We start from the raw sequence: 26,330 nt of genomic DNA on the forward strand, positions 1-26,330 counted from the left end.
GACAAAAACAGGGACAAACATCATCGAATAATCGTTTGCTCATCGTGGAGAAGCATTATTCTGCCTGAGAAGGCTATGAATTTTGACCAAATGGTCAAAATTAACAGGTTTACCGTTAAGATGAAGAGAGAAAAAATAAGTTTATGAGCATTTATACAGAAAAAATAAACAAGAGGCTTATTTTTTACAAAATTAAGGGCAATAATATTATTGCCCTTTTTCAATCAATGAATTAGCGATTGAAATCACCACATCACACAGGTAAAACCCATTACAAACTGGCTAAATCAAGGACATCACGCATATCGTAAAGCCCTTTTTTCTTCGCACTTACCCATAATGCCGCCTTAACCGCGCCATTAGCAAACGTCATACGGCTTGACGCCTTATGAGTAATCTCTACACGCTCTCCCTCGTCTGCAAACATGGCCGTGTGTTCGCCGACAATGTCACCGGCTCGCACTGTTGCAAAACCAATGGTTTGAGCCTTACGTTCGCCGGTGTGCCCTTCGCGACTGTAAACGGCATGATCAGCCAGTTTCCAGTCCATGGCGTCGGCAATGGCTTCCCCCATGGCCAGCGCCGTTCCTGAAGGAGCGTCCACTTTGTGACGATGATGCGCTTCGATAATCTCAATATCCGCATAATCGCCCATCACGGTAGCGGCTTTCTCCAGCAGCTTCAGAACCAGATTGACGCCAACGCTGAAGTTCGCCGCAAAGACAATCCCCGTCTCTGTTGCCGCATCACGAATCGCCGCCTTACCGGCTTCGTCAAATCCGGTCGTACCAATAATCATTGCCTTGCGGTGTTCACGGCACAGTGCCAGGTAGGCCAGCGTCCCTTCGGGACGGGTGAAATCGATTAAGACGTCAAAATCATCCATCACAGCACGCAGATCATCGACAATGGGAACGTCCAGTTTGCCCACGCCCGCCAGTTCACCAGCATCGGTGCCGATTAATGACGAGCCCGGACGTGCCAGTGCCGCGCCCAGATCCACGCCGTTGGCGTGAACGACCGCCTGAATCAGGTTACGGCCCATGCGTCCCGGCGCACCCACGATGGCAATGCGGATATTCTTCATATTTATTCATTCCTAAAACAAAACTATGCATGCAAGCGCAATCAGGTTAACCATGAGATAACAACTGCGCCACTTTTTCTCGGGGATAATAAGAATTTTTATGCCAGGCGAAGGCGATTATCAGTAAAAGCAATTTCACCTCGTCGTTGGCCGGGCGGCGGATAGCAAAAAGGCCGAACAGAGTCGGCCTTTTTGCTACTACAGGTTTGTTGTCACTGCACGTTGCGGACATCAACCCGCAACTCTTTGGGGACTTCAAACACGATATTTTCTTCCCGCCCTTCCAGGACTCTGGCTTCGCCGCCACCTAACGCCTGCAGACGGCTGATGACATTCTGCACCAGAATATCCGGTGCCGATGCACCCGCGGTGACGCCAACACAGCGGGCCGTGGCGATCCATTCGGGCTGGATATCCTCTGCATCGTCGATCAGATAAGCCGCTTTACCCATGCGCTGCGCCAGTTCGGCCAGACGGTTAGAGTTTGACGAGTTTTTAGATCCGACTACCAGCACGACATCCGCCTCTTCAGCGAGTGCCCTTACCGCTTCCTGCCGGTTTGTCGTGGCATAGCAAATATCATCTTTACGTGGGCCGACAATTTTCGGGAAACGGGCACGCAACGCATCAATCACTTCGGAGGTATCATCGACCGACAGCGTGGTTTGCGTCATGAAAGACAGCCGGTCATGATCTTTAACGTCCAGTTTCCAGACGTCATCCGGGGACTCCACCAGATACATGCCGCCCTTGGGGTTATTGTACTGCCCCATGGTGCCTTCGACTTCCGGGTGCCCGGCGTGACCAATCAGCACCGACTCTTCGCCCCGGCGGCTGGCGCGCGCGACTTCCATGTGCACCTTGGTCACCAGGGGGCAGGTCGCATCAAAGACCGTGAGATCACGGCTTTTCGCTTCGTTACGTACCGCCTGAGAAACGCCATGGGCAGAGAAAATCAGGATAGCACCATCCGGCACTTCGCTGATTTGCTCAATAAAAATTGCGCCGCGCTGACGCAGGCTGTCCACCACGTAGCGGTTATGTACCACTTCATGACGCACATAGACCGGCGCACCAAACAGCGTCAGTGCGTTTTCAACAATGCTGATGGCGCGATCGACGCCAGCACAAAAACCACGTGGATTAGCCAGCAGAATTTGCATGGTTCGCCTCCAGTACCGGATCGATTTCCAGCACCTCAATGTCAAACTGAACGCGATGGCCTGCCAGCGGATGGTTAAAATCAACGGTGATCGAATCACCATTGATTTCGCGAATCACGCCCGGCATTTCACTGCCGCCCATGCCGGTAAACAGCATAATAGCCCCAATCTCAGGCTCGCCCGCTTCATTAAAGTCGCGACGCGAAAAGTACTGGATCAGATCAGGACTGACACCGCCAAACGCCTCTTCCGGTGCCAGTGAGAACTGATGTTTATCCCCGGCTTTTAAGCCCAGCAGTGCCTGTTCCAGCGCGCCGGACAGGCTACCGTCACCCAGACGAAACAGCGCAGGTTTACCGCTGGCGCGGGTGGATTCCGCCACTGAGCCATCTTCCAGCTTCAGAACGAAATGCAACAACACCGCGCTGTCGCGCTGTACAGACTCAGACATGGTTTACCCTTTTTTAACCTGCTTGCTGGACGGATTAAAAAACCCCTCCAGCACCACCAACGCCGCACCGATACAGATGCCGCAGTCAGCGATATTAAATGTAGCAAAGTGCCAGTTACCGATATAGAAATCGATAAAATCCACCACGAAGCCATGATACGCACGATCAAACAGATTACCGACAGCGCCGCCGATAATGAGCGCATAAGCACTGTTGGCGATCTTCTGTTGGGCGCTGTTGCGATACATCATCACCAGCAGCGACACCACAATCGCCAGCGCAATACCGGCGAAGAACCAGCGCTGCCAGCCGCCTTTATCCGCGAGGAAACTGAACGCCGCGCCGTAATTGTGCGCGTAAAACAGGTTAAGGAACGGCATCAGCGGCTGCGTTTCATGCAGCATCATGTTGTTCATTACCCACTGCTTGCTGACAAAATCAACAACGATAACAACCAGCACCAGCCACAGCCAGCGCAATCCGGTGGAGAAAACAGGTCTACTCATCAGGCAAACTTACGCTCTTCACCGTTTCCGGCTACGTTAGTGTAACAGCGACCGCACACCGCAGCGTGCTCAGGGTTCTGACCGACGTCAGTAGTGTAGTGCCAGCAGCGCGGACATTTCTCGCCTTCGGCTTTGTGCAGGCCGATTTTCAGACCTTTTACCAGTTCACTTTGCTGCGCATCAGCGTCAGCCTGAGCGTAGTCGGCAACCTCAGCACCGGAGGTCAGCAGCACAAAGCGCAGCTCATTACCCAGCGCCTTCAGCTTCGCCGCCAGCTCGGCATCAGCATACAGCGTGACAGAGGCTTCCAGCGCGCCACCAATGCGTTTATCGCTACGTGCCTGCTCAATCACCTTGTTCACTTCACCGCGCACTTTAAGCAGTTCAGCCCAGTACGCATCGTTCAGCGCTTCGTTTTCAGGCAGACCAAACAGGCCGGTGTACCACTCTTCAGTGAACACATACTTCGCGCGCTCGCCCGGCAAATAGCCCCAGATCTCATCAGCTGTGAAAGACATGATCGGCGCCATCCAGCGCACCAGCGCTTCCACAATGTGCCACAGCGCAGACTGACAGCTACGGCGCGCCAGGCTGTCACCTTTCGCGGTGTACTGACGGTCTTTGATGATATCCAGATAGAAGGAGCCCATCTCAATGGAGCAGAACTGCATCAGGCGCTGAATCACTTCGTGAAAATCGTAGTGCTCGTAGGAAGCCACGATATCCGCCTGCGCCGCCTGCGCACGTCCTACCGCCCAGCGATCGACCACCACCATCTCTTCCGGTTTAACCAGATCGGTGGCCGGATTAAAGCCGCTCAGGTTCGCTAACAGGAAACGCGCCGTGTTACGGATACGACGATAGGCATCGGCAGAGCGCTTCAGGATTTCGTCAGAAACGGCCATTTCGCCCGAGTAATCGGTCGAAGCAACCCACAGGCGCAGAATGTCTGCCCCGAGCTTATCCATCACATCCTGCGGCGCAACGGTATTACCAATGGATTTGGACATCTTGCGGCCCTGACCATCAACGGTAAAGCCATGCGTCAGCACCTGACGATAAGGCGCTTTGCCTTTCATCGCTGTCGAGATCATGAGCGAGGACATAAACCAGCCACGGTGCTGATCCGATCCTTCCAGATACATATCCGGCGTATTACCGCCAAATTCCGGGCGCGCATCCACGACGGAATAGCTGGTCGATCCTGAATCGAACCAGACGTCCAGCGTATCCGGCACCTTCACATAGTTGTCGGCATCATCGCCCATCAGATCGCGGGGATCGAGATCCCACCATGCCTGAATACCGTCCTGCTCAACGCGCTGCGCCACTTTTTCCATCAACGACAGGGTGTCCGGGTGCAGTTCTTCGGTCTCTTTATGGACGAAAAGCGCCATTGGGACGCCCCAGGTACGCTGACGGGAAATACACCAGTCAGGACGGTTGGCGACCATGGATTCAATACGCGCCTGACCCCAGTCCGGGATCCACTGAACGCCTTTAATCTCTTTCAGGGACTGCGCACGCAGGCCTTTCTGATCCATGCTGATAAACCACTGCGGGGTAGCACGGAAGATGATCGGGGTTTTATGGCGCCAGCAGTGCGGGTAGCTGTGCAGCAGTTTTTCAACATGCAGCAACGCGCCCTTCTCTTTCAGCAGTTCAACGATCAACTCGTTAGCTTTAAAGACGTTAATGCCGTCAAGCCCGGGATAGGTACCGGGCAGGTAAGCGCCATCAGGCCCAACCGGATTCGCCGTTTCCAGACCGTATTTCTGACCGATCACATAGTCATCCGGACCGTGACCCGGTGCTGTGTGAACCGCACCGGTACCGGCATCCAGCGTCACGTGATCGCCCAGAACCACCTTCGACTGGATCTGCGCCAGGAAAGGGTGCTGGAACAGTTGAAGCTCCAGTGCTGCGCCCTGGCAGGTGCTCAGCACAGTCCAGTCGCTGACGCCCGCGCGTTTCATGACGCTCTCAACCAGATCCTTCGCCAGGATTAGGGTGCGGCCCTCAATCTGCAACAGCTGATAGTCAAATTCGGGGTGCAGAGAGATGCCGCGGTTAGCAGGCATGGTCCACGGCGTGGTTGTCCAGATGACCAGCGAAACGGGGCCTTCTGAGGCCGTTACCCCAAATGCCGCACGCACGGCATCCGCATCCACGGCATTAAACATGACATCGATGGAAGGCGACGTTTTGTCATAATACTCAACTTCCGCTTCCGCCAGCGCAGAGCGGCAATCCATGCACCAGTGCACCGGCTTGGCGCCTTTGTGCAGGTGGCCATTACCGATGATTTTGCCCAGCGCACGAATGATATTCGCTTCGGTCGTGAAATCCATCGTCAGGTAAGGACGATCCCAGTCGCCCAGCACGCCCAGACGAATGAAGTCGGCTTTCTGTCCTTCAACCTGTTCGGCCGCGTATTTACGGCAGGCTTCGCGGAATTCGGCGGCGGTGACTTTCTCGCCCGGCTTACCGATCATCTGCTCAACTTTGTGCTCGATAGGCAAACCGTGACAGTCCCAGCCCGGCACATACGGTGAATCGTAGCCCGCCATGCCTTTCGACTTGACGATAATGTCTTTCAGAATCTTGTTAACAGAGTGACCAATATGAATGCTGCCGTTCGCATAAGGAGGGCCATCATGCAGGATAAAGGTTTTTTTCCCTTTTTTGGCTTCGCGGATGATGCCGTAAAGATTGTCATCATACCAACGCTGCAGCATTCCCGGTTCGCGTTTGGCCAGATCGCCACGCATGGGGAACCCCGTTTCCGGCAAATTCAGGGTAGATTTATAGTCACTCATCAGATTCTCGATTCCGTTTTTTGCTCAGGTTACAGGCCAAAAAATTGTCGGGCCGTTACCGTGTCTTTCGCAATTTGCTCTTTCAACGCGTCCAGTGAAGCAAAGCGCTGCTCGTTTCGTATTTTCTGCTTCAATACCACATCAATGTGGCGACCATAGAGATCCATATTGATGTCCAACAGGTGAACTTCAAGCTGTTGGCGTAAACCTTTTACTGTCGGGCGCGTGCCAATGTTGGCGACGCCGGGCAGGGGTTTCGGCCCCAGGCCCTCGACTTCTACCGCATACACGCCTTTGACCGGCGAGACGCAGCGGCGTAAAGGGAGATTGGCAGTAGGGAATCCCAGCGTGCGTCCCAGTGCATCACCGTGCACCACGCGCCCTGAGATACTGAAAGGATGGCCCAACAGCGACTGCGCCAGCGCCAGATTGTCCTCAGCCAGCGCCTGACGCACCGCCGTGCTGCTGATGCGTTTACCGCCGTCGCAAAACGTTTCTGTGCTGACGACGTCGAAACCGTATTCTACTCCGGCTTTCTGTAATAGCAGGAAATCCCCCTGCCGACCAGCGCCAAAGCGGAAATCATCCCCAACGGCCAGGTAGTTCACGCCCAGTTTGCTCACCAGCAATTCGCTGATAAAACTTTGCGCCGAGAGTGCGGCGAAGCGATGATCGAACCGCACGCACAGCACATAATCCACGCCGATTTCTGCCAGGTACCTGAGTTTTTCGCGCAGGCGGGTCAGTCTGGCAGGGGCATTGCCACCGGCAAACAGTTCCAGCGGCTGAGGTTCAAATACCATCACCATGACCGGCAATTGACGCTTCCGGCCTTCTTCCATCAACCGCCCCATCAGCGCCTGATGGCCGCGGTGCACACCATCGAAATTACCAATGGTCAGAACGCAGCCGTGATGCTGCGCATTAAGATTATGAATACCGCGGATAAACTTCATGGCTGACTCAAACCGGTGGAAATCGGCGGATTATACCCTCGAAAGCCGCCGAGGTTAACCCGTGAACACGCCTTTCATGCGTAACAGGCCGTATTTACCGGCACGCAGAGCCACAAAGAGAATTTTGTTGCGAAATACTGTATTCAGGACACAGAAGCTGGTAGAATCTTGCGCCATCAAATACGTAACCGAGTGTCGTGCAGGTTATCACTTGTGAACGACGCTTATTTGCACAAATCCATTGACAACAGAAGGTCCAAAAGGCATAGTCCTCGGCCTTTGATTTGTCTCTATCGAACATATTTGGGAGTTGGACCTTGGCTAATATCAAATCAGCTAAGAAACGTGCCGTAACATCTGAGAAACGTCGCAAGCATAACGCAAGCCGTCGCTCTATGATGCGTACCTTCGTTAAGAAAGTATACGCGGCGATCGCTTCAGGCGACAAAGCTGCTGCGCAGAATGCATTTAATGAAATGCAACCAATCGTGGACCGTCAGGCTGCTAAAGGTCTGATCCACAAAAACAAAGCTGCACGTTATAAAGCAAACCTGACTGCACAGATCAACAAACTGGCTTAATCGCCTTTTGTTTATCGCTTTGTTGAAAGAACCGGCTCTGAGCCGGTTTTTTTATGTCTGCGATTCACTGCCGACCTTCCTCTTTCCCGCTTCCTTCGCCAGACAGCCCGCGCAGGTGGCGAACCGCTTCAAAGCTCGCCTTTCTGTGACAACGGATAGCCCACGGACGACGGGAAAACGCTATCAGGCATAAGCGGTAGGTGCCCATGATTCAGCCTGTGCCGCCCCGATCCGATATCTGCCCTTTTCGCGTTATCCCCGTACGCAAAAAAGTAATCTGTTATGTTCGCCCTGGCTGCATAACCGCGTCGGGGAAGACAAAAAGGAGGCGTGCGCCTCCTTTCGTTTACCGCAGTTTATATCGCAATAATGCGTAACCCAGCACAGCCGAGAGCAGTGAACCGCTCAGAATCCCCAGCTTCGAGAATGTCACCAGCTGTTCATGAGCCGCATCAAAAGCCAGCGAGCTGATAAAGATCGACATCGTAAAACCAATGCCGCACAGCACGCCAATCGCCATGATATCGCGCAGCGTTGTGCCATTGGGCAGCACCGCCAGCCTCAGCGTCACCGCCAGCCAACAGAACAGGGTAATCCCTAATGGCTTACCGATCAGCAGGCCAAGGATGATGCCCAGCGGCTCGGGTGACAGCACATCGCCAAAGGTAATCCCCGTCAGCGAAATCCCGGCGTTGGCGAAGGCAAACAGCGGCAGAATCAGCCAGTTCACCCAGGGCATCAAGCCATGCGCCAGATGTTCAGCCGGCGAGTGACCGTCTTTCTCTTCCAGCGGGACAAAGAAGCCGACGACGACGCCCGCAAGCGTTGCATGGACGCCGGACTTCAGTACCGCAGTCCACAGCACCAGCCCGACCAGCACATAAACGGCGATATTACGCACATTACACCGGTTCAGGATGGCCAGCACGACAATGGCTCCTACCGCCACGCTGAGGGACGTGACTGAGAGATCGCTGGTATAGAACAGCGCGATAATGATAATCGCCCCCAGGTCATCGATAATTGCCAGCGCCATCAAAAAAACTTTCAGGGCCGTCGGGACACGGCTGCCCAGCAGGGCCAGCACGCCCAGCGCAAAAGCGATATCCGTCGCGGTGGGAATGGCCCAGCCATTGCGGGCGATCTCATCACCGTGATTAAACAGTAAAAACAGGATGGCAGGTGCCGCCATTCCCCCTAAGGCGGCAATAACCGGGAAGACGGCCCGATCGCGGCTGGCCAGTTCACCCGAGATGAGTTCACGCTTCACCTCCAGACCAATCAGCAGGAAGAACAGCGCCATCAGGGCGTCATTGATCCATAACAACAGATTTTTGCTGATATCCAGCTCACCGAAGCGAATCTGCACCGGTGTCTCCAGTAGCGCCTGGTAGCCCTGAGCGGTTGACGCACTGTTCGCGAGAACCATCGCCACCACGGCAGCCAGAATTAACACCATACCGTTGCTGGCATCACTCTCAATAAAACTTTTAATTAAATGCCTGATACGACGAGGTTTTGACAAAATGCACTCCTCCTGAGCGGAAAACACAATGCTGAGCAGTGTAACGATTCACTGAACCTGATAAAAAGCTAATTTATCCGCTTTTACGTAATGTCGACATTTTGGCGACAGCAAAGAGAAGAAGGAAAACAGGCAAGAGAAGACAGGGCCCTAAGTAACGGCGTACCTCCGCCCTGATGCTGGCATAAAAAAAGCGGAGAATGTTCTCTCCGCTTTAGTGACATACGTCCGTGCGATTAGCGGGTTAAATCGTCAAAAAACTTTTTCACGCCGTCAAAGAAGCTTTTGGAACGCGGGCTGTTGTGCTCGCCGCTGGGTCCACCAAAGCTCTCTTCCAGCTCACGCAGCAGCGCTTTTTGCTTGTCATTCAGGCTGACTGGGGTTTCCACCACAACACGGCACAGCAGGTCACCTACCGCACCACCGCGCACCGATTTCACACCGCGACCGCGCATACGGAACAGCTTACCGGTCTGGGTTTCTGCCGGTACCTTCAGCTTCACGCGTCCGTCCAGGGTAGGCACTTCAATCTCACCGCCCAGCGCCGCCATGGCAAAGTTGATCGGCACTTCGCAGTAGAGGTTGTTCTCTTCACGTTCAAAGATTGGGTGTTTTTTCACCGTCACCTGAACGTACAGATCGCCCGCGGGTGCGCCCTGCTCACCGGCTTCACCTTCACCGCTCAACCGAATACGGTCACCCGTGTCGACGCCCGCCGGAATTTTCACCGACAGCGTTTTGGATTTCTCGACGCGGCCATGACCATGACAGGCGTTGCACGGATCTTTGATCACCGACCCCCGGCCATGACAGGTTGGACAGGCCTGCTGCACGGTGAAGAAGCCCTGACGCATTTGCACCTGGCCTGCACCATGACAGGTCGAACAGGTTTGAGGTTTGGTCCCCGCTTTGGCACCGCTGCCGTGGCAGACATCGCACTCTTCTAACGTCGGAATACGGATCTCTTTGGTCACGCCGCGAACCGCTTCTTCCAGCGTCAGCTCCATGTTGTAGCGCAAATCTGAACCACGGGCTGCGCGCTGACGGCGGCCACCACCAAAGATGTCACCGAAAACGTCGCCAAAGATATCGCTGAAATCTGCACCGCCGCCGCCAAAGCCGCCGCCGAATCCCCCTCCGCCCATACCGCCTTGTTCAAAGGCGGCATGACCGTACTGATCGTAGGCCGCGCGCTTCTGGGCGTCCGTTAAGATTTCGTAGGCTTCTTTTGCTTCTTTAAACTTGGTTTCGGCGTCTTTATCGCCTGGATTACGGTCCGGGTGATATTTCATCGCCAGGCGTTTGTACGCCTTTTTGATTTCACGCTCGTCTGCAGATTTGGCGACGCCTAAAATCTCGTAGTAATCACTCTTCGCCATTTATTTAGCCCTTAACATGATCGCACGGGCGTGGAGAAAACTCCTACGCCCGTGCTGGTTTCAACGGCTGTCAGGGCAACCGTCGCGCCCGGTCAGGGGCAATTATTTCTTATTGTCTTTTACTTCTTCGAATTCAGCATCGACCACATCGTCATCTTTCTTCGCTGACGCATCGTGGGCATCCGCTGCACCCGCCTGAGACTGCTGTGCGGCTTCCATCAGTTTGCTGGAAACTTCCATCAGCGCCTGCATTTTGGCATCGATCTCTGCTTTATCTTCGCCTTTCAGCGCCGTTTCCAGCGCGCTCAGCGCCGCTTCGATTGGGGCTTTGTCATCCGCTGACAGTTTGTCGCCCGCTTCATCCAGCTGCTTACGTGTGCTGTGAGCGATCTGGTCACCCTGGTTGCGGGTCTGCACAAGCTCTTCGAACTTACGGTCAGATTCCGCGTTCGCTTCAGCATCACGCACCATTTTCGCAATCTCGTCCTCGTTCAGGCCGGAAGACGCTTTAATGGTGATCTTCTGCTCTTTACCGCTGTTTTTGTCCTTCGCTGATACGTGCAGGATACCATCCGCATCGATGTCGAAGGTCACTTCGATCTGCGGCATACCGCGTGGCGCAGGCTGAATGCCGTCCAGGTTAAACTGGCCCAGTGACTTGTTGTCGCTGGCACGCTTACGCTCACCCTGCAGCACGTGAATCGTTACCGCAGACTGGTTGTCTTCTGCCGTCGAGAACACCTGGCTGTGCTTGGTTGGGATGGTGGTGTTCTTGCTGATCAGCGAAGTCATCACGCCGCCCATGGTTTCGATACCCAGTGACAGCGGAGTCACGTCCAGCAGCAGAACGTCTTTCACGTCGCCACCTAACACACCGCCCTGTACCGCAGCACCGACCGCCACCGCTTCATCCGGGTTCACGTCTTTACGTGGCTCTTTGCCAAAGAACTCAGTCACTTTAGCCTGAACCAGTGGCATACGTGTCTGACCACCCACCAGGATAACGTCGTTGATGTCCGAAACGGACAGGCCCGCATCCTGCAGTGCGACTTTCAGCGGCTCGATAGAGCGCGCAACCAGATCTTCAACCAGCGACTCCAGTTTAGAACGGGTCACTTTGATGTTCAGGTGCTTAGGACCGGTAGCATCCGCCGTAATGTACGGCAGGTTAACATCGGTCTGCTGCGCAGAAGACAGCTCGATCTTGGCTTTCTCGGCAGCTTCTTTCAGGCGCTGCATCGCCAGTGGATCGTTGTGCAGATCGATGCCCTGGTCTTTCTTAAATTCTGCCACCAGATAGTTGATCAGGCGGCTGTCGAAGTCTTCACCACCCAGGTGTGTATCACCGTTAGTTGCCAGAACTTCAAAGGTCTTTTCGCCATCAACGTCGTCGATTTCGATGATAGAGATATCGAAGGTACCGCCACCCAGGTCATAAACTGCGATGGTGCGGTTGCCCTGGCCTTTATCCAGGCCGTACGCCAGCGCTGCTGCCGTCGGTTCGTTGATGATACGTTTGACTTCCAGACCTGCGATACGGCCAGCATCTTTGGTTGCCTGACGCTGAGCATCGTTGAAGTAAGCCGGAACGGTGATAACCGCTTCAGTTACGGGCTCACCCAGGAAATCTTCAGCCGTTTTCTTCATTTTTTTCAGCACTTCCGCAGAAATCTGCGGCGGTGCCATTTTCTGGCCTTTCACTTCCAGCCATGCGTCGCCGTTATCAGCACCCACAATTTTGTAAGGCATGATTTTGATATCACGCTGTACTTCTTCGTCCTGGAAGCGACGGCCAATCAGACGCTTGATCGCAAACAGGGTATTCTGCGGGTTGGTCACAGCCTGACGTTTAGCCGGTTGTCCGACCAGAGTTTCACCATCCTGTGTGTAAGCGATGATCGAAGGCGTGGTGCGATCGCCTTCGGCGTTCTCAAGCACACGCGCTTTGGTGCCGTCCATGACCGCAACACAAGAGTTGGTTGTACCCAGGTCAATACCAATAATCTTACCCATCTAAACATCTCCCACTTAAATTCGTTGCCAGTTTGGGTTGTGAACCTTTTATGTGGGCAGGTTGATGACATTCAACCCGACCTCACATGCTTTTTTTTCCAACGTCCACAACGCTCGATGACAAGTAAATGGGGTCGCTTAGAAGCGCATCAAGGGTTAAATGAAAAAAAATTTTCAACGGCCGCTCAGGCTGCCTTAACCAAGATAATAAACTGACGCGCTCCCTGACGAGAGTGCGGCAAAATGCCGCCTCGAAACAGTCCACGTTTCGGTTCTGTTCATCCATACAATGGGCAGTCCGGGTACGGTACGCTTTTATCTGGCGCAGGGCGCGGCGGCGAGCATCAGACTGCACGCCGCGGCTGGCAGAGAAAAAGAAAGCGCGGAGCCGGGCTCCGCGTACAGGGTTCAGGCCTGATTGATGCCTTCACTCAGGCAAGGCTCGTGGCTGATATCCTGTCTCAGCCAGACGCTGACGATCAGTCCCACCAGCGCCAGCGCCATGACATACCAGCCAGGCGCCAGGGGAGACACATTCATTAGCAATGTTACGCAAATCGGCGTCAGCCCGCCAAACACCGCATAGGAAAGGTTGTAGGAAAAAGACAGGCCGGTGAAGCGAACCTCGGCGGGGAACGCGCGCACCATGACAAAGGGCACAATCCCGACAACACCCACGCTAAGACCTGCCAGCCCGTAAAGCAAAAACAGGTAATCGGGATGCTGCGGTGCCAGCGAATAGAACAGCCCGCTGCACAGTGCGAGCAATACGCTTCCTGTGCTTAATGTCCGGCTGGTACCGAAGCGGTCCACCAGCAGTCCGGATACGATACAGCCCACACACAGCATAATAATCGCAATGCTGTTGGCTTTTAAGGTCAGCGCCGGCGCCATTCCATGCTGTTTCTGCAACCAGACCGGTGCCATCAAAATCACCACAACGATACAGGCCGACAGCATCCAGGTCAGCAGAATTGAAATCGCTACCGATTTTCGATGTTTCATGACCACGGTTTTCAGCGGCAGTTCCTGCGCCAGCGTTTTGCGCTGCTGCATCTCCACGAAAACCGGCGTTTCATGCAGCCAGCGGCGTAAATACATGGCGCCTAAGCCAAACGCCCCGCCCAGAAAGAAAGGAATGCGCCAGCCGCCATCGTGAATCGCCTGCTGCGTCAGCGTTGTATTAATTAAGGTTGCCACCACCGATCCCAACAGGATGCCAATCGTCAGGCCGGCGGTCAGCGTGCCGCAGGCAATACCAATGCGTTTGTAAGGTACATGCTCCGCCACAAACACCCATGCACCAGGCACTTCACCACCGATAGCCGCCCCCTGCAGCATGCGCAGAAGCAGCATCAACAGCGGCGCGGCAAGACCAATCGACGTCCAGGTGGGCAACGCGCCCATTGCCAGGGTGGGTAAGGCCATCAGCAATATGCTCAGGCTGAACATTTTTTTACGGCCCACTTTGTCGCCAAAGTGCGCCATGATGATGCCACCAAGCGGACGCGCCAGATAACCCGCGGCAAAAATGGCGAACGTCTGTAACTGGCGAAGCCAGTCGGGGATATCGGCGGGAAAGAAGAGTTCACCGATAACGGCGGCGAAAAAAACGAAGATGATAAAGTCGTAAAATTCCAGCGCGCCACCCAGCGCAGCCAGTGCCAGCGTTTTATAGTCCTGAGGTTTCAGGCGAGGCGTCTCAAGTGTGGTCATAGGCGTCCAGAGATAAAGAGAACGGTTGTAAAGCTGTGCTTACTATACCGTCAATTTATCACCACACCAGCCAGGCTGTAGCTTATTCCTGAAAAGCAGAATATTTAGTTATTTATCTCACGTATGGCGCTTTTTGGGCGAAAAGCTGCTACACATTCCGCGTGGGTTTCGACATAAGGTCCGTCGAGCAACTGTAAACAATAAGGTACAGCTGCAAAAATACCTGGGACCAGGACGTTGCCCTGCGCGTCTTTCAGCCCCTCCAGCGTTTCTTTAATGGATTTCGGCTGACCGGGCAGGTTAAGGATCAGGGATTGTTTACGAATCACGCCCACCTGGCGCGATAGAATCGCGGTCGGCACAAACTTCAGACTGATTTGCCGCATCTGCTCGCCAAATCCTGGCATCTCGCGATCGGCCACCGCTAATGTCGCATCCGGCGTCACATCACGACGGGCCGGGCCGGTTCCACCGGTGGTCAGCACCAGATGACAGAAGCGTTCGTCCACCAGCTCGCAAATGGCCTGCTCAATCATGGGCTGCTCATCCGGGACCAGTCGCGTTTCCAGTTCAAAAGGCGTGCTGATCGCACCGCTCAGCCAGGCTTCCAGAGCCGGAATGCCCTGATCCTGATAAATGCCGTTCGCTGCGCGATCGGAAACCGAGATCAATCCGATACGTAATGTGTTCATGATGTTGTTCGCTGTGGTTTACCGCAGTGCGGTGATAAGGAAAGGACGTAGTGAAAAGAATAACAAACCGTGGCGACGGTGCCGCCACGGTGAACGATTACAGCATTTCTGCCAGCATCTTCTCAAGTTTGCCCTGGTCGATGGCGAAGTTGCGGATACCTTCCGCCAGCTTGGTCACCGCCATCGGATCCTGGTTGTGCTGCCACAGGAACTCTGACTCGGTCATTTTCTCCGGACGCGCTTTCACTTCACCGCTGTAGCTCAGCTTACGCTCCAGCGAGCCCTCGCTTTCAGCCAGCTCCTTCAGCAGCGCAGGTGAAATGGTCAGACGGTCACAGCCAGCCAGCTCAATGATTTCACCGACGTTACGGAAGCTTGCCCCCATAACCACCGTTTCATAACCGTGTTGCTTGTAGTAGTTATAGATTTCAGAGACGGATACCACGCCTGGATCTTCGTGTGGCGCGTACTCTTTTTTATCGGTGTTCGCTTTGTACCAGTCGAGGATACGGCCTACAAAAGGCGAAATCAGATACACGCCCGCTTCCGCACAGGCACGCGCCTGGGCGAAGGAGAACAGCAGCGTCAGGTTACAGTTGATGCCTTCTTTTTCCAGCTGTTCTGCTGCACGAATACCCTGCCAGGTTGACGCCAGTTTGATCAGGATACGATCGTTGCTGATACCGGCATCGTTATAGAGTTTGATCAGGCTGCGTGCCTTGGCAATGCTGGCTTCTGTGTCGTAAGAAAGACGCGCATCCACTTCGGTCGAAATGCGGCCCGGGACCAGTTTAAGGATTTCCAGACCAATGTTTACGGCCAGTTTGTCAGAGACCAGTTGCAGTTGTTGCTCTTTATCGTTGCTCTGCTGACGTGCCCACGCGATCGCTTCATCAATCAGTTTACGGTATTCAGGGATTTGAGCAGCGTTAAGAATCAGAGAAGGGTTGGTGGTGGCATCCTGGGGTTGATACAGCTTCATCGCTGCGATATCACCGGTGTCGGCCACTACGGTGGTCAGTTGACGCAGGGAGGTCAGTTTGTCCGTCATGTTCTTTTCTCTTAGTTAACTGTCAGGGTGATAAAAGGCTGTTGGGATAATATCACGCGGCAACGGCGGTGCAAGGTCGGGGAATGCCGTTTACGATAGCGCGAACGAATGGGAGTGATTTGCCGATCCTTGCGGCTTTTTTGCTACACTCGCAGCAACAATGACTGGCTCTCCCCTTTCTGAAAGGGACTTACTGAGGACGCGACGATGTTGATGGTGATCTCGCCCGCCAAAACGCTGGATTATGAAAGCCCCCTGGCCACGCAGCACTTTACCCAACCTGCCCTGTTAGAAAAGTCACAACAGCTGATTCAGATTGCGCGTACGCTGTCGCCTGCGCAGATCGCGTCATTAATGAGTATCAGCGATAAACTGGCCCATCTGAACGCCGAACGTTTCAACAGCTGGCATCCCGACTTCAGCCTGGACAATGCCCGTCAGGCTATTCTGGCGTTCAAAGGCGATGTCTACACCGGTTTGCAGGCTGAAACCTTTAGCGAACACGATTTCGACTTTGCGCAGCAACATCTGCGGATGCTGTCGGGCTTATACGGTTTACTGCGTCCGCTGGATCTGATGCAGCCGTATCGCCTGGAGATGGGCATCAAGCTGGCGAATCCGGCAGGCCAGGATCTTTACAGCTTCTGGGGCGACCTGCTCACTGAAAAACTGAATGAAGCCCTTGCCCGCCAGGGCGATGACATATTGATTAATCTGGCGTCAGACGAATACTTCAAAGCGATCAAACCGAAAAAACTGCAGGCGCGCCTGATCAAGCCGGTGTTTCTGGATGAGAAAAACGGCAAGTATAAAGTCATCAGTTTCTATGCGAAGAAAGCCCGGGGATTGATGAGCCGCTTTATTATTCAGCAGCGCCTGACCCAACCTGAGCAGTTAACCCGGTTTGACCTTGAGGGTTATCGGTTTGTAGCAGAGGAAAGCAGAGACAACGAACTGGTGTTTAAACGCGCCGAACAGTAAACCTGCCCGACGCGCGACTGAATGCAGGAAGGTGGCACGAGCCACCTTTCTTTTATTTCAGCAAAAAGGCACGCAGTGAGGCAAAATCTGCCTTCATGGTATGCGACAGCAACGGCAGATCGGCACGCTCTGCCAGTTCAGTCGGCAGCGCCAGCTTCTGCTCCAGAATACTTTCCACGCTCTCCAGGAACTTCGCCGGGTGCGCCGTGCCAAGGAATAAGCCGTACTCGCCGTCCTGTAACTGGTCACGCAGCAAGCGCCAGGCAATCGCCGCGTGCGGCTCTGATACGTAACCCAGTTTCGCCAGATCACGCATCGCTTCGCGCGTCACCGCGTCGGATACCGCGCCGTAGGCTAAATCACTCAGGCGCCAGGTTTTGCGACGGAACAGCTCCTCAACGCGCGGCCAGTTATTCGGCTGGCTCACATCCATGGCGTTCGACAATGTCGCGACGGTCGCGTTAGGCTGCCATTCGCCGTTGCCAAGAAAGCGCGGCACCGTGTCATTGGCATTCGTTGCCGCAATAAACCGCTTGATCGGCAGCCCAAGTGACTTCGCCAGCAGACCTGCCGTCAAATCACCAAAGTTGCCACTTGGTACAGAGACGACCAGTTGATTACGTTTTTCCTGCGGCAGTTGCGCGACGGCTTCAAAGTAATAACAAATCTGCGCCAGCAGACGGCTGATGTTGATGGAGTTGGCTGAGTTCAGGCCGATAGCTTTCTTCAGTTCCTGATCATCAAAGGCCTGTTTGACCAATGCCTGGCAGGCATCAAAATCGCCGTCAATCGCAATGGTTTCGATGTTGCCGCCCAGCGTACAGAACAATTTCTCCTGCAACGGGCTGATTTTGCCCTGCGGATACAGGATCACGACGCGCACATTTTCCATGCCGTAAAACGCATGGGCGACGGCGGCACCGGTATCGCCAGAGGTTGCCGTCAGAATCGTGATCTGCTCATCTGAACCACTTACATAGGACAGCATCTGCGCCATAAAACGGCCGCCAAAGTCTTTGAACGCCAGGGTTGGGCCGTGGAACAGTTCAAGACAGGCGACATCATCGGTCACCGCTTTGATCGGTGCCGGAAAGGTAAAGGCCGTTTTCAGGCGTTCGGTCAGATGCGCCGCCGGCACTTCGTCGCCAATATAGGCAGAGAGGATTTTGCTGCTGCGTGTAACAAAATCCATCTCCAGCATGGCATCGATGTCGGTCAGTTCAAATTCAGGTAGCTCAAGCGGGAAAAACAGCCCTTGCTGTGAACCCAGACCTTGTTTCACCGCCTGGGCGAAGCTGACCTGCTCGTTATGATCCTTAAGATTGTAGAGTTTCATGCGTTATCCCAGTTTACGTGCGCCAGCCGTATCAAGACGGCAGATATGGACGAAGCCTTCATCGTTCTGCAGATAGTGCTGGCTCAGCCAGTCGGCCATCTGCTGTGCCGTTTCCATCTGGTTGCAAATGGCAAAGAGCGTGGGGCCAGAGCCCGAAATACCGCAGGCCAGCGCCCCGATATCCTGAGCAGCCTGACGTGCCTGGGCAAAGCCCGGTAACAGCTGAGTCCGGTACGGCTCAGCAATCACATCCTGCATCAGTTTAGCCGCCAGCGCGGGTTGGCGCGTATGGCAGGCATGAATGAATCCGGCCAGCAGTCGGCCGTGCTTGATGCAGTCCTGCTTCGCGTACTGCGCCGGTAAAATCGCCCGCGCCTCCGCTGTTGACACTTTGATGCCCGGATAGGCCATCACCCACAGCCAGTCGTCAAAGCCTGGCACCGCCTGGGTAATGATCCCATTTTCCTCGATCATCAGTTGAATACCGCCAAGGAAGCACGGCGCGACATTATCGTAATGTACGCTACCGGAAATGCGCCCTTCCAGCTCCCCCATTAACGTCAGGAGCTGGTTGTCATCCAGCGGTTTGCCACAAAATTCGTTCATGGCCATCAGACCCGCAACCACGGAACAGGCGCTGGAGCCCAGCCCCGAGCCTATAGGCATGTTTTTTTCCAGCGTGATCGCCACCGGCACGCTTTTGCCAATGGCTTCGCAGAACCGCTCCCAGCACTGATAAACGATATTCTCTTTAGGATCGCTGGGCAGTTTACTGACAAAGCGGCCAGTATTGCTCAGGCTAAAGCTGTCGGCCGCCTCGACCGAGACGCAATCTCCCAGCAATGAACCATCCACTGGCGAGACCGCCGCGCCCAGCACATCAAAGCCCACGCTGACATTGCCTATTGAGGCCGGCGCATGAATTTTTACCATCATTACACTCCCAACTTCCACGACAGTGTGCGCAGCAGATCGGCGAACACGCCCGCTGCTGTCACGTCATTTCCTGCACCGTATCCGCGCAACACCAACGGAATGGGCTGATAATAGCGGCTGTAGAACGCCAGTGCATTCTCACCGTTTTTCACTTTAAAAAGCGGATCGTTACTGTCTACTGCCTCGATCTTGACTTTGCACGCCCCGCCTTCTTCGATCACGCCGACCAGACGCAACACTTTGCCCGCCTCACGCGCCTGCGCCACTCGGGCGGCAATCGCCGCATCGACGTCGGGCAGTTGCTGCATAAACTGCTCAACATCGGCGATGGCGGTCAGGTGCGCTGGCAGCAACGGCTCAATCTCAATGTCGTGCATTTCGTGTTGATAGCCGGCTTCGCGGGCCAGAATGAGCAGCTTACGCGCGACATCCGTGCCGGATAAATCGTCACGCGGATCCGGCTCAGTGAATCCCATTTCGCGCGCCATGCGCGTGGCCTCCGACAGCGAGACACCTTCATCCAGTTTGCCAAAAATATACGACAGCGATCCCGACAGAATACCGGAGAAGCGGATCAATTCATCGCCTGCATTCAGCAAATTTTGCAAATTTTCAATAACGGGCAAACCGGCGCCCACGTTAGTGTCGTACAGGAACTTACGGCGCGATCCGGCAGCGGCGGCGCGCATCTTTTGGTAATATTCCCATGACGCGGTATTCGCCTTTTTATTCGGCGTCACTACGTGGAAGCCCTCAGCCAGGAAATCCGCGTACTGGTCGGCAACCGCCTGACTTGATGTGCAGTCCACAATGACCGGATTGAGCAAATGATACTCTTTTACCAGACGAATTAAGCGTCCCAGATTGAACGGCTCTTTGGCCTGCTCCATCTCGCCTTTCCAGTTACTAAGATCAATACCGTGTACATTGGTTAACAGCGCACGGGAATTGGCGATACCGCATACGCGCAAGTCGATATGCTTCTGTTTGAGCCAGGCCTGCTGGCGATGCAACTGATCCAGCAGCGCGCCGCCCACACCGCCAACGCCCACCACGAAGACTTCAATCACCTGATCGGTGGCAAACAGCATCTGGTGCACCACGCGAACACCGGTGGTGGCGTCGTCATTGTTTACCACGACGGAAATTGATCGTTCAGACGAGCCCTGAGCAATCGCAATGATATTGATATTGGCCCGCGCCAGCGCAGAGAAGAACTTGGCTGAAATCCCGCGCAGGGTACGCATTCCGTCACCCACGACCGAGATCACCGCCAGATTTTCGATAACGTCCAGCGCATCCAGCAGACCATCTTTCAGTTCAAGATAGAATTCGTCCTCCAGCACGCGACGGGCGCGGGCCTGCTCGCTCTGAGGGACGCAGAAGCTGATGCTGTATTCAGACGAAGACTGGGTAATGAGCACCACAGAAATGCCGGTGCGCGACATAGTGGCAAAGACGCGGGCCGCCATGCCCACCATGCCTTTCATGCCCGGGCCGGAGACGTTAAACATCGCCATATTGTTCAGGTTGGTGATGCCTTTGACCGGATACTCATCCTGCTCGCCGTTGCCGCTAATCAGCGTACCTGGCGCCTGGGGATTGGCCGTGTTTTTGATCAGGCACGGGATTTGAAACTGCGCGATAGGTGCGATAGTGCGAGGATGCAGAACTTTGGCCCCGAAATAGGACAGCTCCATTGCTTCCTGGTAAGACATGGATTTGAGCAGGCGCGCGTCCGGAACCTGGCGCGGATCGCAGGTATAAACCCCGTCCACATCGGTCCAGATCTCACAGCAATCGGCCCGCAGGCAGGCCGCCAGCACCGCCGCCGAATAGTCAGAACCGTTGCGGCCCAGCACCACCAGTTCACCCCGTTCGTTACCGGCGGTGAAACCAGCCATCAGGATCATGTTTTCTGTTGGGATCTGACTGGCTTCAATGCGGCGGGTTGACTCGGCGATATCCACGGTTGATTCCAGATAATGACCGATGGCCAGCAGTTTTTCGACCGGGTCGATCACGCTGACGCCATAGCCACGGGCTTCTAACAGCTTTTCCATAATGGCAATGGAGAGCTTCTCGCCCCGACAGATAATGGCCGCATTGACGCTGTCAGGGCACTGTCCTAACAGGCTGATGCCGTGCAGAACCTGTTTAAGTTGCGCAAATTCGCTGTCAACACGGCTTTTCAGCCCCTCATAGTCGAAACCGGGTTGTGCCTCGGCCAGCCCCTGCAGCAGTTCTGCGAAGATGCGCGTCGCATCACTCAAATTGGGCAACGCATCCTGACCGCTGATGGTTTTTTCAATCATCGCAACCAGGTGGTTGGTAATCTTTGCAGGTGCAGAAAGCACGGTAGCAACCTGTCCCTGTTGCGCATTACTTTCCAGAATATCGGCGACGCGCAGAAAACGCTCTGCATTGGCCACCGAGGTCCCACCGAATTTCAGCACTCGCATGATGTCAACTCTCCTGATTTTGAGTCAAAAAAAAACCCGCACTCGTGAGGTGCGGGCTTCTTTTTTTGTTTTTCCTGGATGCGTCAGCCCGCCCCGTTACCCATGGTAATGGTGGTGGTAATAATTGTGGTGTTCAGGCTGTGATTACGCATTCAGATTTATTTTCTGTCTGTCATTGATTGTCCGTCTGGTTCTAAGAAGTAAATCAAAGCGCACATCAAGTCAACGGTTTTATCCTTTGTGCAAAAAAAACTCGCCATGCTTAGCGTGTGATTGCAGGAAAAAAACCTGGCGAATCGTTTGGTATCGTGCGCTTAATTAACATCTGTCACTAAATAGTTACGCATTCCCCGAGGATTTCTCTGCGAGCTTTTTTTCCACATCATGTAACAGGCGATGCAGCATTGCACTGTCGCGCTGTTCCAGCAAACCAATACGCTGATTAATCCAGTCTGACATTTTGATGTCGTCGCTGACATCCAGTTGCTGGAGTAGCTGCGTCAGACGCTGGCGCAAGGCATGCAATTGCTGCGCATCGGCAAGCGGCGTAACGGGCGCTGTGACCTGGTTAAGGGCCGCTAACTGATAACAGTACACCATCACCGCCTGCCCGAGATTTAATGAAGGATAGTCCTGCGCCATAGGGATCCCGGTGAGCAGGTCAACATGATCCAGTTCCTCGTTGGTCAGCCCACTGTCTTCGCGACCAAACACCAGCGCCATGCTGTTTACCCACTGCCGCTTTTCAAGCAACCGGGCTTCAACCTGCTGGGGCGTGGCGTAGTAACGGAACCTGGCACGACTGCGCGCGGTGGTGGCGACGGAAAAATCGATATCCGCCAGCGCATCAGCCAGCGTAGCAAATGTTTTCACGTTATCCAGGATGTCCCCCGCGCCGTGCGCCACACGGCGTGCAGCCGGGTCCTGCCAGGCATCGCTGGCGACAATGCGCAGTTCACTAAAACCCATGGTTTTCATGGCACGGGCCGCTGCGCCGATATTTTCCGGCCGGGCGGGCGAGACGAGGATAAGAGGAAAAAGCATGATCATTCCATCAGTAAATGTAGACGGTGCAGTGTAACATGTAGCGTGATATTAAGAGGTATAAGCTTTGAGGTTAACACCCTGAAATACATGTTAAAACACGTTAAAAAAAGCCATTGCGTCCTTTTTTACCATAAAGTGCACATTATCAGAAACTTCAAAATAAAAGCCTTTCAATTCAGCCCCCTGTGATAGTAAGTTTCTAACATCCTGTTTTGTGCTGTGCTGTGCCTGTCGGTACAAAAATGACGTGTAATCGCCTTCTGCGTCAATTTTTCGGGATGTTTTTCACAGAAATGTTAACGTGCTACAATTGCATTTGATATAAGTCAACGAAGCGTTGTTTTTATGCTTAGCAGTTGTTGTTATTGCTGTTAGGTTGCTGTTAAGACAGTTAGTATATGTTTCAATTTATTATTCCGCAGGGCATGGAATTGTCGTTACGGCTGGCTGAGCGAACACGGTTGTTGACCTTGATAAAAGCTTATCACAATGACTTTCGTACAACGGTTCAGCAAAGCTTGCCGTTCTCCGCACTGGAGAGCACCTAACCGCTGTACGCCCTGTTTTCAATTTAGTTGGCAAAATTAGGTAGCTAAACATGCAGACCCCGCACATTCTCATCGTTGAAGACGAACTGGTCACGCGTAATACCCTCAAAAGTATTTTTGAGGCGGAAGGTTATGTCGTGTATGAAGCGACCGATGGTGCAGAAATGCATCAGGTATTGACCGACAATGATGTCAACCTGGTTATCATGGACATCAACCTGCCGGGCAAAAACGGCCTGTTACTGGCGCGTGAACTGCGTGAGCAAGCTAATGTGGCATTAATGTTCCTGACAGGACGCGATAACGAAGTTGATAAGATCCTTGGACTGGAAATTGGCGCAGACGACTACATCACGAAGCCATTTAATCCGCGTGAGTTAACTATTCGTGCACGTAATCTGCTGTTACGCACCATGAACTTACCGCTGCCTAATGAAGAGCGTCGTCAGGTCGAGAGCTATAAGTTCAACGGCTGGGAACTGGATATCAACAGCCGTTCATTGATCAATCCCAACGGTGAGCAGTACAAACTGCCGCGCAGTGAGTTCCGCGCCATGCTGCACTTCTGCGAAAATCCCGGCAAAATTCAGACCCGTGCTGATTTGCTGAAAAAAATGACCGGACGCGACCTGAAACCTCACGATCGTACCGTTGACGTCACCATCCGCCGTATTCGTAAACATTTCGAATCCACACCGGATACGCCAGAAATCATCGCTACCATTCACGGTGAAGGCTATCGTTTCTGCGGTGACCTGCAAGAGTAACGGCCTCAGAAAAACGCCCTTTCGGGCGTTTTTTTATGCGTTAATGCCAGGGCATAATCGGCACGGCACTCAGCGCATTTTTCGGCGAACCATCCACCACCTTATCCGAATACGCCAGGTAGACCAGCGCATTGCGCTTGCTGTCAAAGAAGCGAACAACCTGCAACTTCTTGAAAATCAGGGAAGTACGCTGGCGAAACACAACGTCACCCTGCGCTTTTCCTTTGGCGATCTTATCACTTAACTCAACCGGTCCGGTTTGCTGACAGGAAATAGCGGCGTCAGACGTGTCCTCTGCGAGTCCCAGTCCGCCCTTAATCCCGCCCGTTTTGGCCCGACTGATATAGCAGGTTACATTTTTAACATCAGGATCATCGAACGCTTCCACCACAATTTTGTGGTCCGGCCCAAACATCTTAAATACGGTATCGACCGAGCCAATCTCTTCGGCCAGCAGCGAACTGGAAAATAGCAGACCGGCGAAGGTGGCGATCGCAAGACGAGTTATTGTCATGAGTTACCATTGCAAATGTAATAGATGAGCATGTAATGTACTGTCAATTGATACAATAACCAATGCAAAAAGGGTATAAACTCCCGCGTTAGTGAATAGTACAACTACCCCAATCAAAGCCGATCACGTCTTTACGCTATAAGTACTATTATTCGTCGACTTCATTTAGCTGCGCCACCAGAGTATGAGGATGTTTTATGGACCAAGCCGGTATCATTCGCGATTTGCTTGCCTGGCTGGAGAGCCATTTGGATCAACCCCTTTCACTGGATAACGTTTCCATTAAGGCAGGTTATTCTAAATGGCATCTACAACGGATGTTCAAAGATGTCACCGGGCACGCCATCGGCGCTTACATCCGGGCACGGCGTCTTTCTAAAGCCGCCGTCGCGCTTCGCCTGACCAGTCGCCCGATTCTTGATATCGCCTTACAGTATCGGTTCGATTCCCAGCAGACCTTTACGCGTGCCTTTAAAAAGCAGTTTAATCAAACCCCTGCATGGTATCGCCGTTCATCTGACTGGAACTCCTTCGGCATTCGCCCACCGATTCGCCTGGGCAATGACACACTGCCGGAACACCAGTTCGTTACGCTGCCGGAAACCGTACTGTTTGGTCAGACACAGAGCTACACCTGCACGCTGGAACAAATTTCCAAATATCGTGATGAAATGCGCCTCCACTTCTGGCGGCAGTTTCTGCTGGAAACGGATACGGTGCCGCCAGTGCTTTACGGTCTGCACCAGGTCCGTGCCAGTCATGAAAAGGATGATGAGCAGGAGATTCTGTATACCACGGCGGTGCCTGTGGACAGCGCAACGAATATGCACTCCGGGCAGAACGTCAGCCTGGAAGCAGGCGACTATGTGCAGTTCAACTATGCAGGTCCCCGCGTAGATTTGCAGGAATTTATCCTGTTACTGTATGGCACCTGCATGCCGACACTGGGACTGACTCGCCGTCAGGGCCAGGATATTGAACGTTTTATTACCCATGGCGGAAAGAAACGGACCGAACCCCCAGCAGATATTAAGTGCGAGTATCTGATCCCGATTCGCCGTTAATCGCGTTTGTGATTATGCCGTCGCGATGACGGCATAATCTGTCAACTTACCGCTGGAGTTCGTCCAGCGCGGGCTCGTCAAGATGCGAAATATCTCCCGCCGTTTCGACCACCCAGCCCGCTGCCAGCCAGGCGCTTTGTTGATGATCAACGCGGGAAATCGAACAGTTACGCAGACGAAGACGACGTTCCGCATACGCAGGCAATCCCAGAATGGTGCTCACCAGCACGCCCAGCGCCATACCATGGCTGACAATCAAGGGGCGGCTGCCAGCCGGTAACGCCAGGCAGGCATTCAGGGCATCCTGCATACGCTGCGCCAGTTCTGTCATGGATTCGCCCTGCGGAATACGGCCACCCTCAGTGCCGTTAACCAGCGACGCGCGCCAGCCCTCTTCTTCCGCACTCAACTCGTCCAGCAGGCGTTTTTCCAGCACGCCCATATTCAGTTCGCGCAGGCGGGCGTCAAAGGTGACATCGCAGCCGCAGGCATCGGCAATGATTTCTGCCGTACGTCGGGTACGTCCTAAGTCGCTGGAAATGATATGGGTGATACCTGCGTGTTTAATCCGTTCACCGACCTGACGGGCCTGGTGCTCGCCTTTTGCCGTCAGCGGACTGTCGGAGTGCCCTTGAATGCGGCGTTCTGCATTCCATACCGTTTCACCGTGACGAACAAGATAGACCTGTAGCATGCGTAGTTTCCGTTATACTGCGACCAAAATCGCCTTTATTA

The 26,330-nt window shown here is 53.9% G+C and carries 23 protein-coding genes and 1 other annotated feature; of the genes, 4 read left to right on the forward strand and 19 right to left on the reverse strand.

Translation table 11 applies throughout. The annotated features are described in order from the left end of the window. Nucleotides 1-271 precede the first annotated feature (271 nt). From dapB to ribF, 6 genes are all read right to left on the reverse strand, one after another. A complete protein-coding gene (dapB, locus tag RAC60_RS04380; protein WP_058709130.1) occupies nt 272-1,087 on the reverse strand; it encodes a 4-hydroxy-tetrahydrodipicolinate reductase in 816 nt (271 codons plus the stop codon). Nucleotides 1,088-1,299: 212 nt separating this feature from the next. Then, nucleotides 1,300-2,250 (reverse strand): 4-hydroxy-3-methylbut-2-enyl diphosphate reductase, encoded by a 951-nt coding sequence (ispH, locus tag RAC60_RS04385; RefSeq protein ID WP_039338773.1) that lies wholly within the window; start codon nt 2,248-2,250, stop codon nt 1,300-1,302. Continuing rightward, nucleotides 2,231-2,701 carry an FKBP-type peptidyl-prolyl cis-trans isomerase gene (gene fkpB, locus RAC60_RS04390; protein ID WP_006117637.1) on the reverse strand — a complete coding sequence of 157 codons (471 nt, stop codon included), beginning with the start codon at nt 2,699-2,701 and terminating at the stop codon, nt 2,231-2,233. The genes ispH and fkpB overlap by 20 nt, the downstream gene beginning before the upstream one ends. A gap of 3 nt (nt 2,702-2,704) precedes the next feature. Further along, nucleotides 2,705-3,208 carry a signal peptidase II gene (lspA, locus tag RAC60_RS04395; protein WP_006117636.1) on the reverse strand — a complete coding sequence of 168 codons (504 nt, stop codon included), beginning with the start codon at nt 3,206-3,208 and terminating at the stop codon, nt 2,705-2,707. Beyond that, a complete protein-coding gene (gene ileS, locus RAC60_RS04400; RefSeq protein WP_058702078.1) occupies nt 3,208-6,027 on the reverse strand; it encodes an isoleucine--tRNA ligase in 2,820 nt (939 codons plus the stop codon). Before ileS ends, lspA begins: the two co-directional genes overlap by 1 nt. Before the next feature lie 29 nt (nt 6,028-6,056). Then, nucleotides 6,057-6,983 (reverse strand): bifunctional riboflavin kinase/FAD synthetase, encoded by a 927-nt coding sequence (ribF, locus tag RAC60_RS04405; RefSeq protein WP_006117634.1) that lies wholly within the window; start codon nt 6,981-6,983, stop codon nt 6,057-6,059. Nucleotides 6,984-7,300: 317 nt separating this feature from the next. Here ribF and rpsT point away from each other — a divergent pair, with 317 nt between their 5' ends. Then, nucleotides 7,301-7,564 (forward strand): 30S ribosomal protein S20, encoded by a 264-nt coding sequence (gene rpsT, locus RAC60_RS04410; RefSeq protein WP_006117633.1) that lies wholly within the window; start codon nt 7,301-7,303, stop codon nt 7,562-7,564. Between the two features lie 346 nt (nt 7,565-7,910). Here the strand turns inward: rpsT and nhaA are convergent, their stop codons facing one another. The 6 genes from nhaA to tal form a co-directional block, all read right to left on the reverse strand. Next, nucleotides 7,911-9,089 carry a Na+/H+ antiporter NhaA gene (gene nhaA / locus RAC60_RS04415; protein WP_375092753.1) on the reverse strand — a complete coding sequence of 393 codons (1,179 nt, stop codon included), beginning with the start codon at nt 9,087-9,089 and terminating at the stop codon, nt 7,911-7,913. A gap of 236 nt (nt 9,090-9,325) precedes the next feature. Further along, a complete protein-coding gene (gene dnaJ, locus RAC60_RS04420; protein ID WP_006117631.1) occupies nt 9,326-10,468 on the reverse strand; it encodes a molecular chaperone DnaJ in 1,143 nt (380 codons plus the stop codon). A gap of 102 nt (nt 10,469-10,570) precedes the next feature. Beyond that, nucleotides 10,571-12,481 carry a molecular chaperone DnaK gene (dnaK, locus tag RAC60_RS04425; protein ID WP_039338776.1) on the reverse strand — a complete coding sequence of 637 codons (1,911 nt, stop codon included), beginning with the start codon at nt 12,479-12,481 and terminating at the stop codon, nt 10,571-10,573. Between the two features lie 408 nt (nt 12,482-12,889). Continuing rightward, nucleotides 12,890-14,197: an MFS transporter gene (locus tag RAC60_RS04430; RefSeq protein ID WP_375092755.1), complete on the reverse strand. Its 1,308-nt coding sequence runs from the start codon at nt 14,195-14,197 to the stop codon at nt 12,890-12,892. Between the two features lie 104 nt (nt 14,198-14,301). Next, nucleotides 14,302-14,889 carry a molybdopterin adenylyltransferase gene (mog, locus tag RAC60_RS04435; RefSeq protein WP_006117627.1) on the reverse strand — a complete coding sequence of 196 codons (588 nt, stop codon included), beginning with the start codon at nt 14,887-14,889 and terminating at the stop codon, nt 14,302-14,304. 97 nt (nt 14,890-14,986) lie between these two features. Beyond that, nucleotides 14,987-15,940, reverse strand: a complete 954-nt coding sequence (gene tal / locus RAC60_RS04440) for a transaldolase (RefSeq protein ID WP_006117626.1) — start codon at nt 15,938-15,940, stop codon at nt 14,987-14,989. Between the two features lie 207 nt (nt 15,941-16,147). Between tal and yaaA the strand changes: the two genes are divergently transcribed. Then, entirely contained in the window at nt 16,148-16,921 is a 774-nt protein-coding gene (yaaA, locus tag RAC60_RS04445) for a peroxide stress protein YaaA (protein WP_006117625.1), read from the forward strand. Nucleotides 16,922-16,973: 52 nt separating this feature from the next. Here yaaA and thrC read toward each other — a convergent pair whose 3' ends face one another. The 5 genes from thrC to RAC60_RS04470 form a co-directional block, all read right to left on the reverse strand. After that, nucleotides 16,974-18,257 carry a threonine synthase gene (thrC, locus tag RAC60_RS04450; protein ID WP_006117624.1) on the reverse strand — a complete coding sequence of 428 codons (1,284 nt, stop codon included), beginning with the start codon at nt 18,255-18,257 and terminating at the stop codon, nt 16,974-16,976. A gap of 3 nt (nt 18,258-18,260) precedes the next feature. After that, nucleotides 18,261-19,190 carry a homoserine kinase gene (gene thrB, locus RAC60_RS04455; protein WP_006117623.1) on the reverse strand — a complete coding sequence of 310 codons (930 nt, stop codon included), beginning with the start codon at nt 19,188-19,190 and terminating at the stop codon, nt 18,261-18,263. Nucleotides 19,191-19,192: 2 nt separating this feature from the next. Beyond that, entirely contained in the window at nt 19,193-21,655 is a 2,463-nt protein-coding gene (gene thrA, locus RAC60_RS04460; protein WP_033740220.1) for a bifunctional aspartate kinase/homoserine dehydrogenase I, read from the reverse strand. Between the two features lie 25 nt (nt 21,656-21,680). After that, nucleotides 21,681-21,800, reverse strand: a sequence feature (Thr leader region). Continuing rightward, nucleotides 21,739-21,807: a thr operon leader peptide gene (gene thrL / locus RAC60_RS04465; protein ID WP_071988721.1), complete on the reverse strand. Its 69-nt coding sequence runs from the start codon at nt 21,805-21,807 to the stop codon at nt 21,739-21,741. It overlaps the preceding feature by 62 nt. A gap of 187 nt (nt 21,808-21,994) precedes the next feature. Beyond that, nucleotides 21,995-22,699 (reverse strand): tRNA/rRNA methyltransferase, encoded by a 705-nt coding sequence (locus tag RAC60_RS04470; RefSeq protein WP_058702081.1) that lies wholly within the window; start codon nt 22,697-22,699, stop codon nt 21,995-21,997. Between the two features lie 601 nt (nt 22,700-23,300). On the opposite strand from RAC60_RS04470, the gene arcA reads away from it, so the two are divergent. Next, nucleotides 23,301-24,017 carry a two-component system response regulator ArcA gene (gene arcA, locus RAC60_RS04475; protein ID WP_006117620.1) on the forward strand — a complete coding sequence of 239 codons (717 nt, stop codon included), beginning with the start codon at nt 23,301-23,303 and terminating at the stop codon, nt 24,015-24,017. A gap of 40 nt (nt 24,018-24,057) precedes the next feature. Here the strand turns inward: arcA and creA are convergent, their stop codons facing one another. Continuing rightward, complete coding sequence (creA, locus tag RAC60_RS04480; protein WP_006117619.1) at nt 24,058-24,531, reverse strand: protein CreA; 474 nt, start codon at nt 24,529-24,531, stop codon at nt 24,058-24,060. A 197-nt stretch (nt 24,532-24,728) separates the two neighbouring features. Between creA and robA the strand changes: the two genes are divergently transcribed. Further along, nucleotides 24,729-25,595: an MDR efflux pump AcrAB transcriptional activator RobA gene (robA, locus tag RAC60_RS04485; RefSeq protein WP_006117617.1), complete on the forward strand. Its 867-nt coding sequence runs from the start codon at nt 24,729-24,731 to the stop codon at nt 25,593-25,595. Between the two features lie 46 nt (nt 25,596-25,641). On the opposite strand, the gene gpmB is transcribed toward robA, so the two are convergent. Beyond that, a complete protein-coding gene (gpmB, locus tag RAC60_RS04490; RefSeq protein WP_033740218.1) occupies nt 25,642-26,289 on the reverse strand; it encodes a 2,3-diphosphoglycerate-dependent phosphoglycerate mutase GpmB in 648 nt (215 codons plus the stop codon). Nucleotides 26,290-26,330 lie beyond the last annotated feature (41 nt).

Origin of the sequence: Pantoea sp. BR_17 (assembly GCF_041955125.1) — a bacterium.
GTDB lineage: Bacteria > Pseudomonadota > Gammaproteobacteria > Enterobacterales > Enterobacteriaceae > Pantoea > Pantoea stewartii.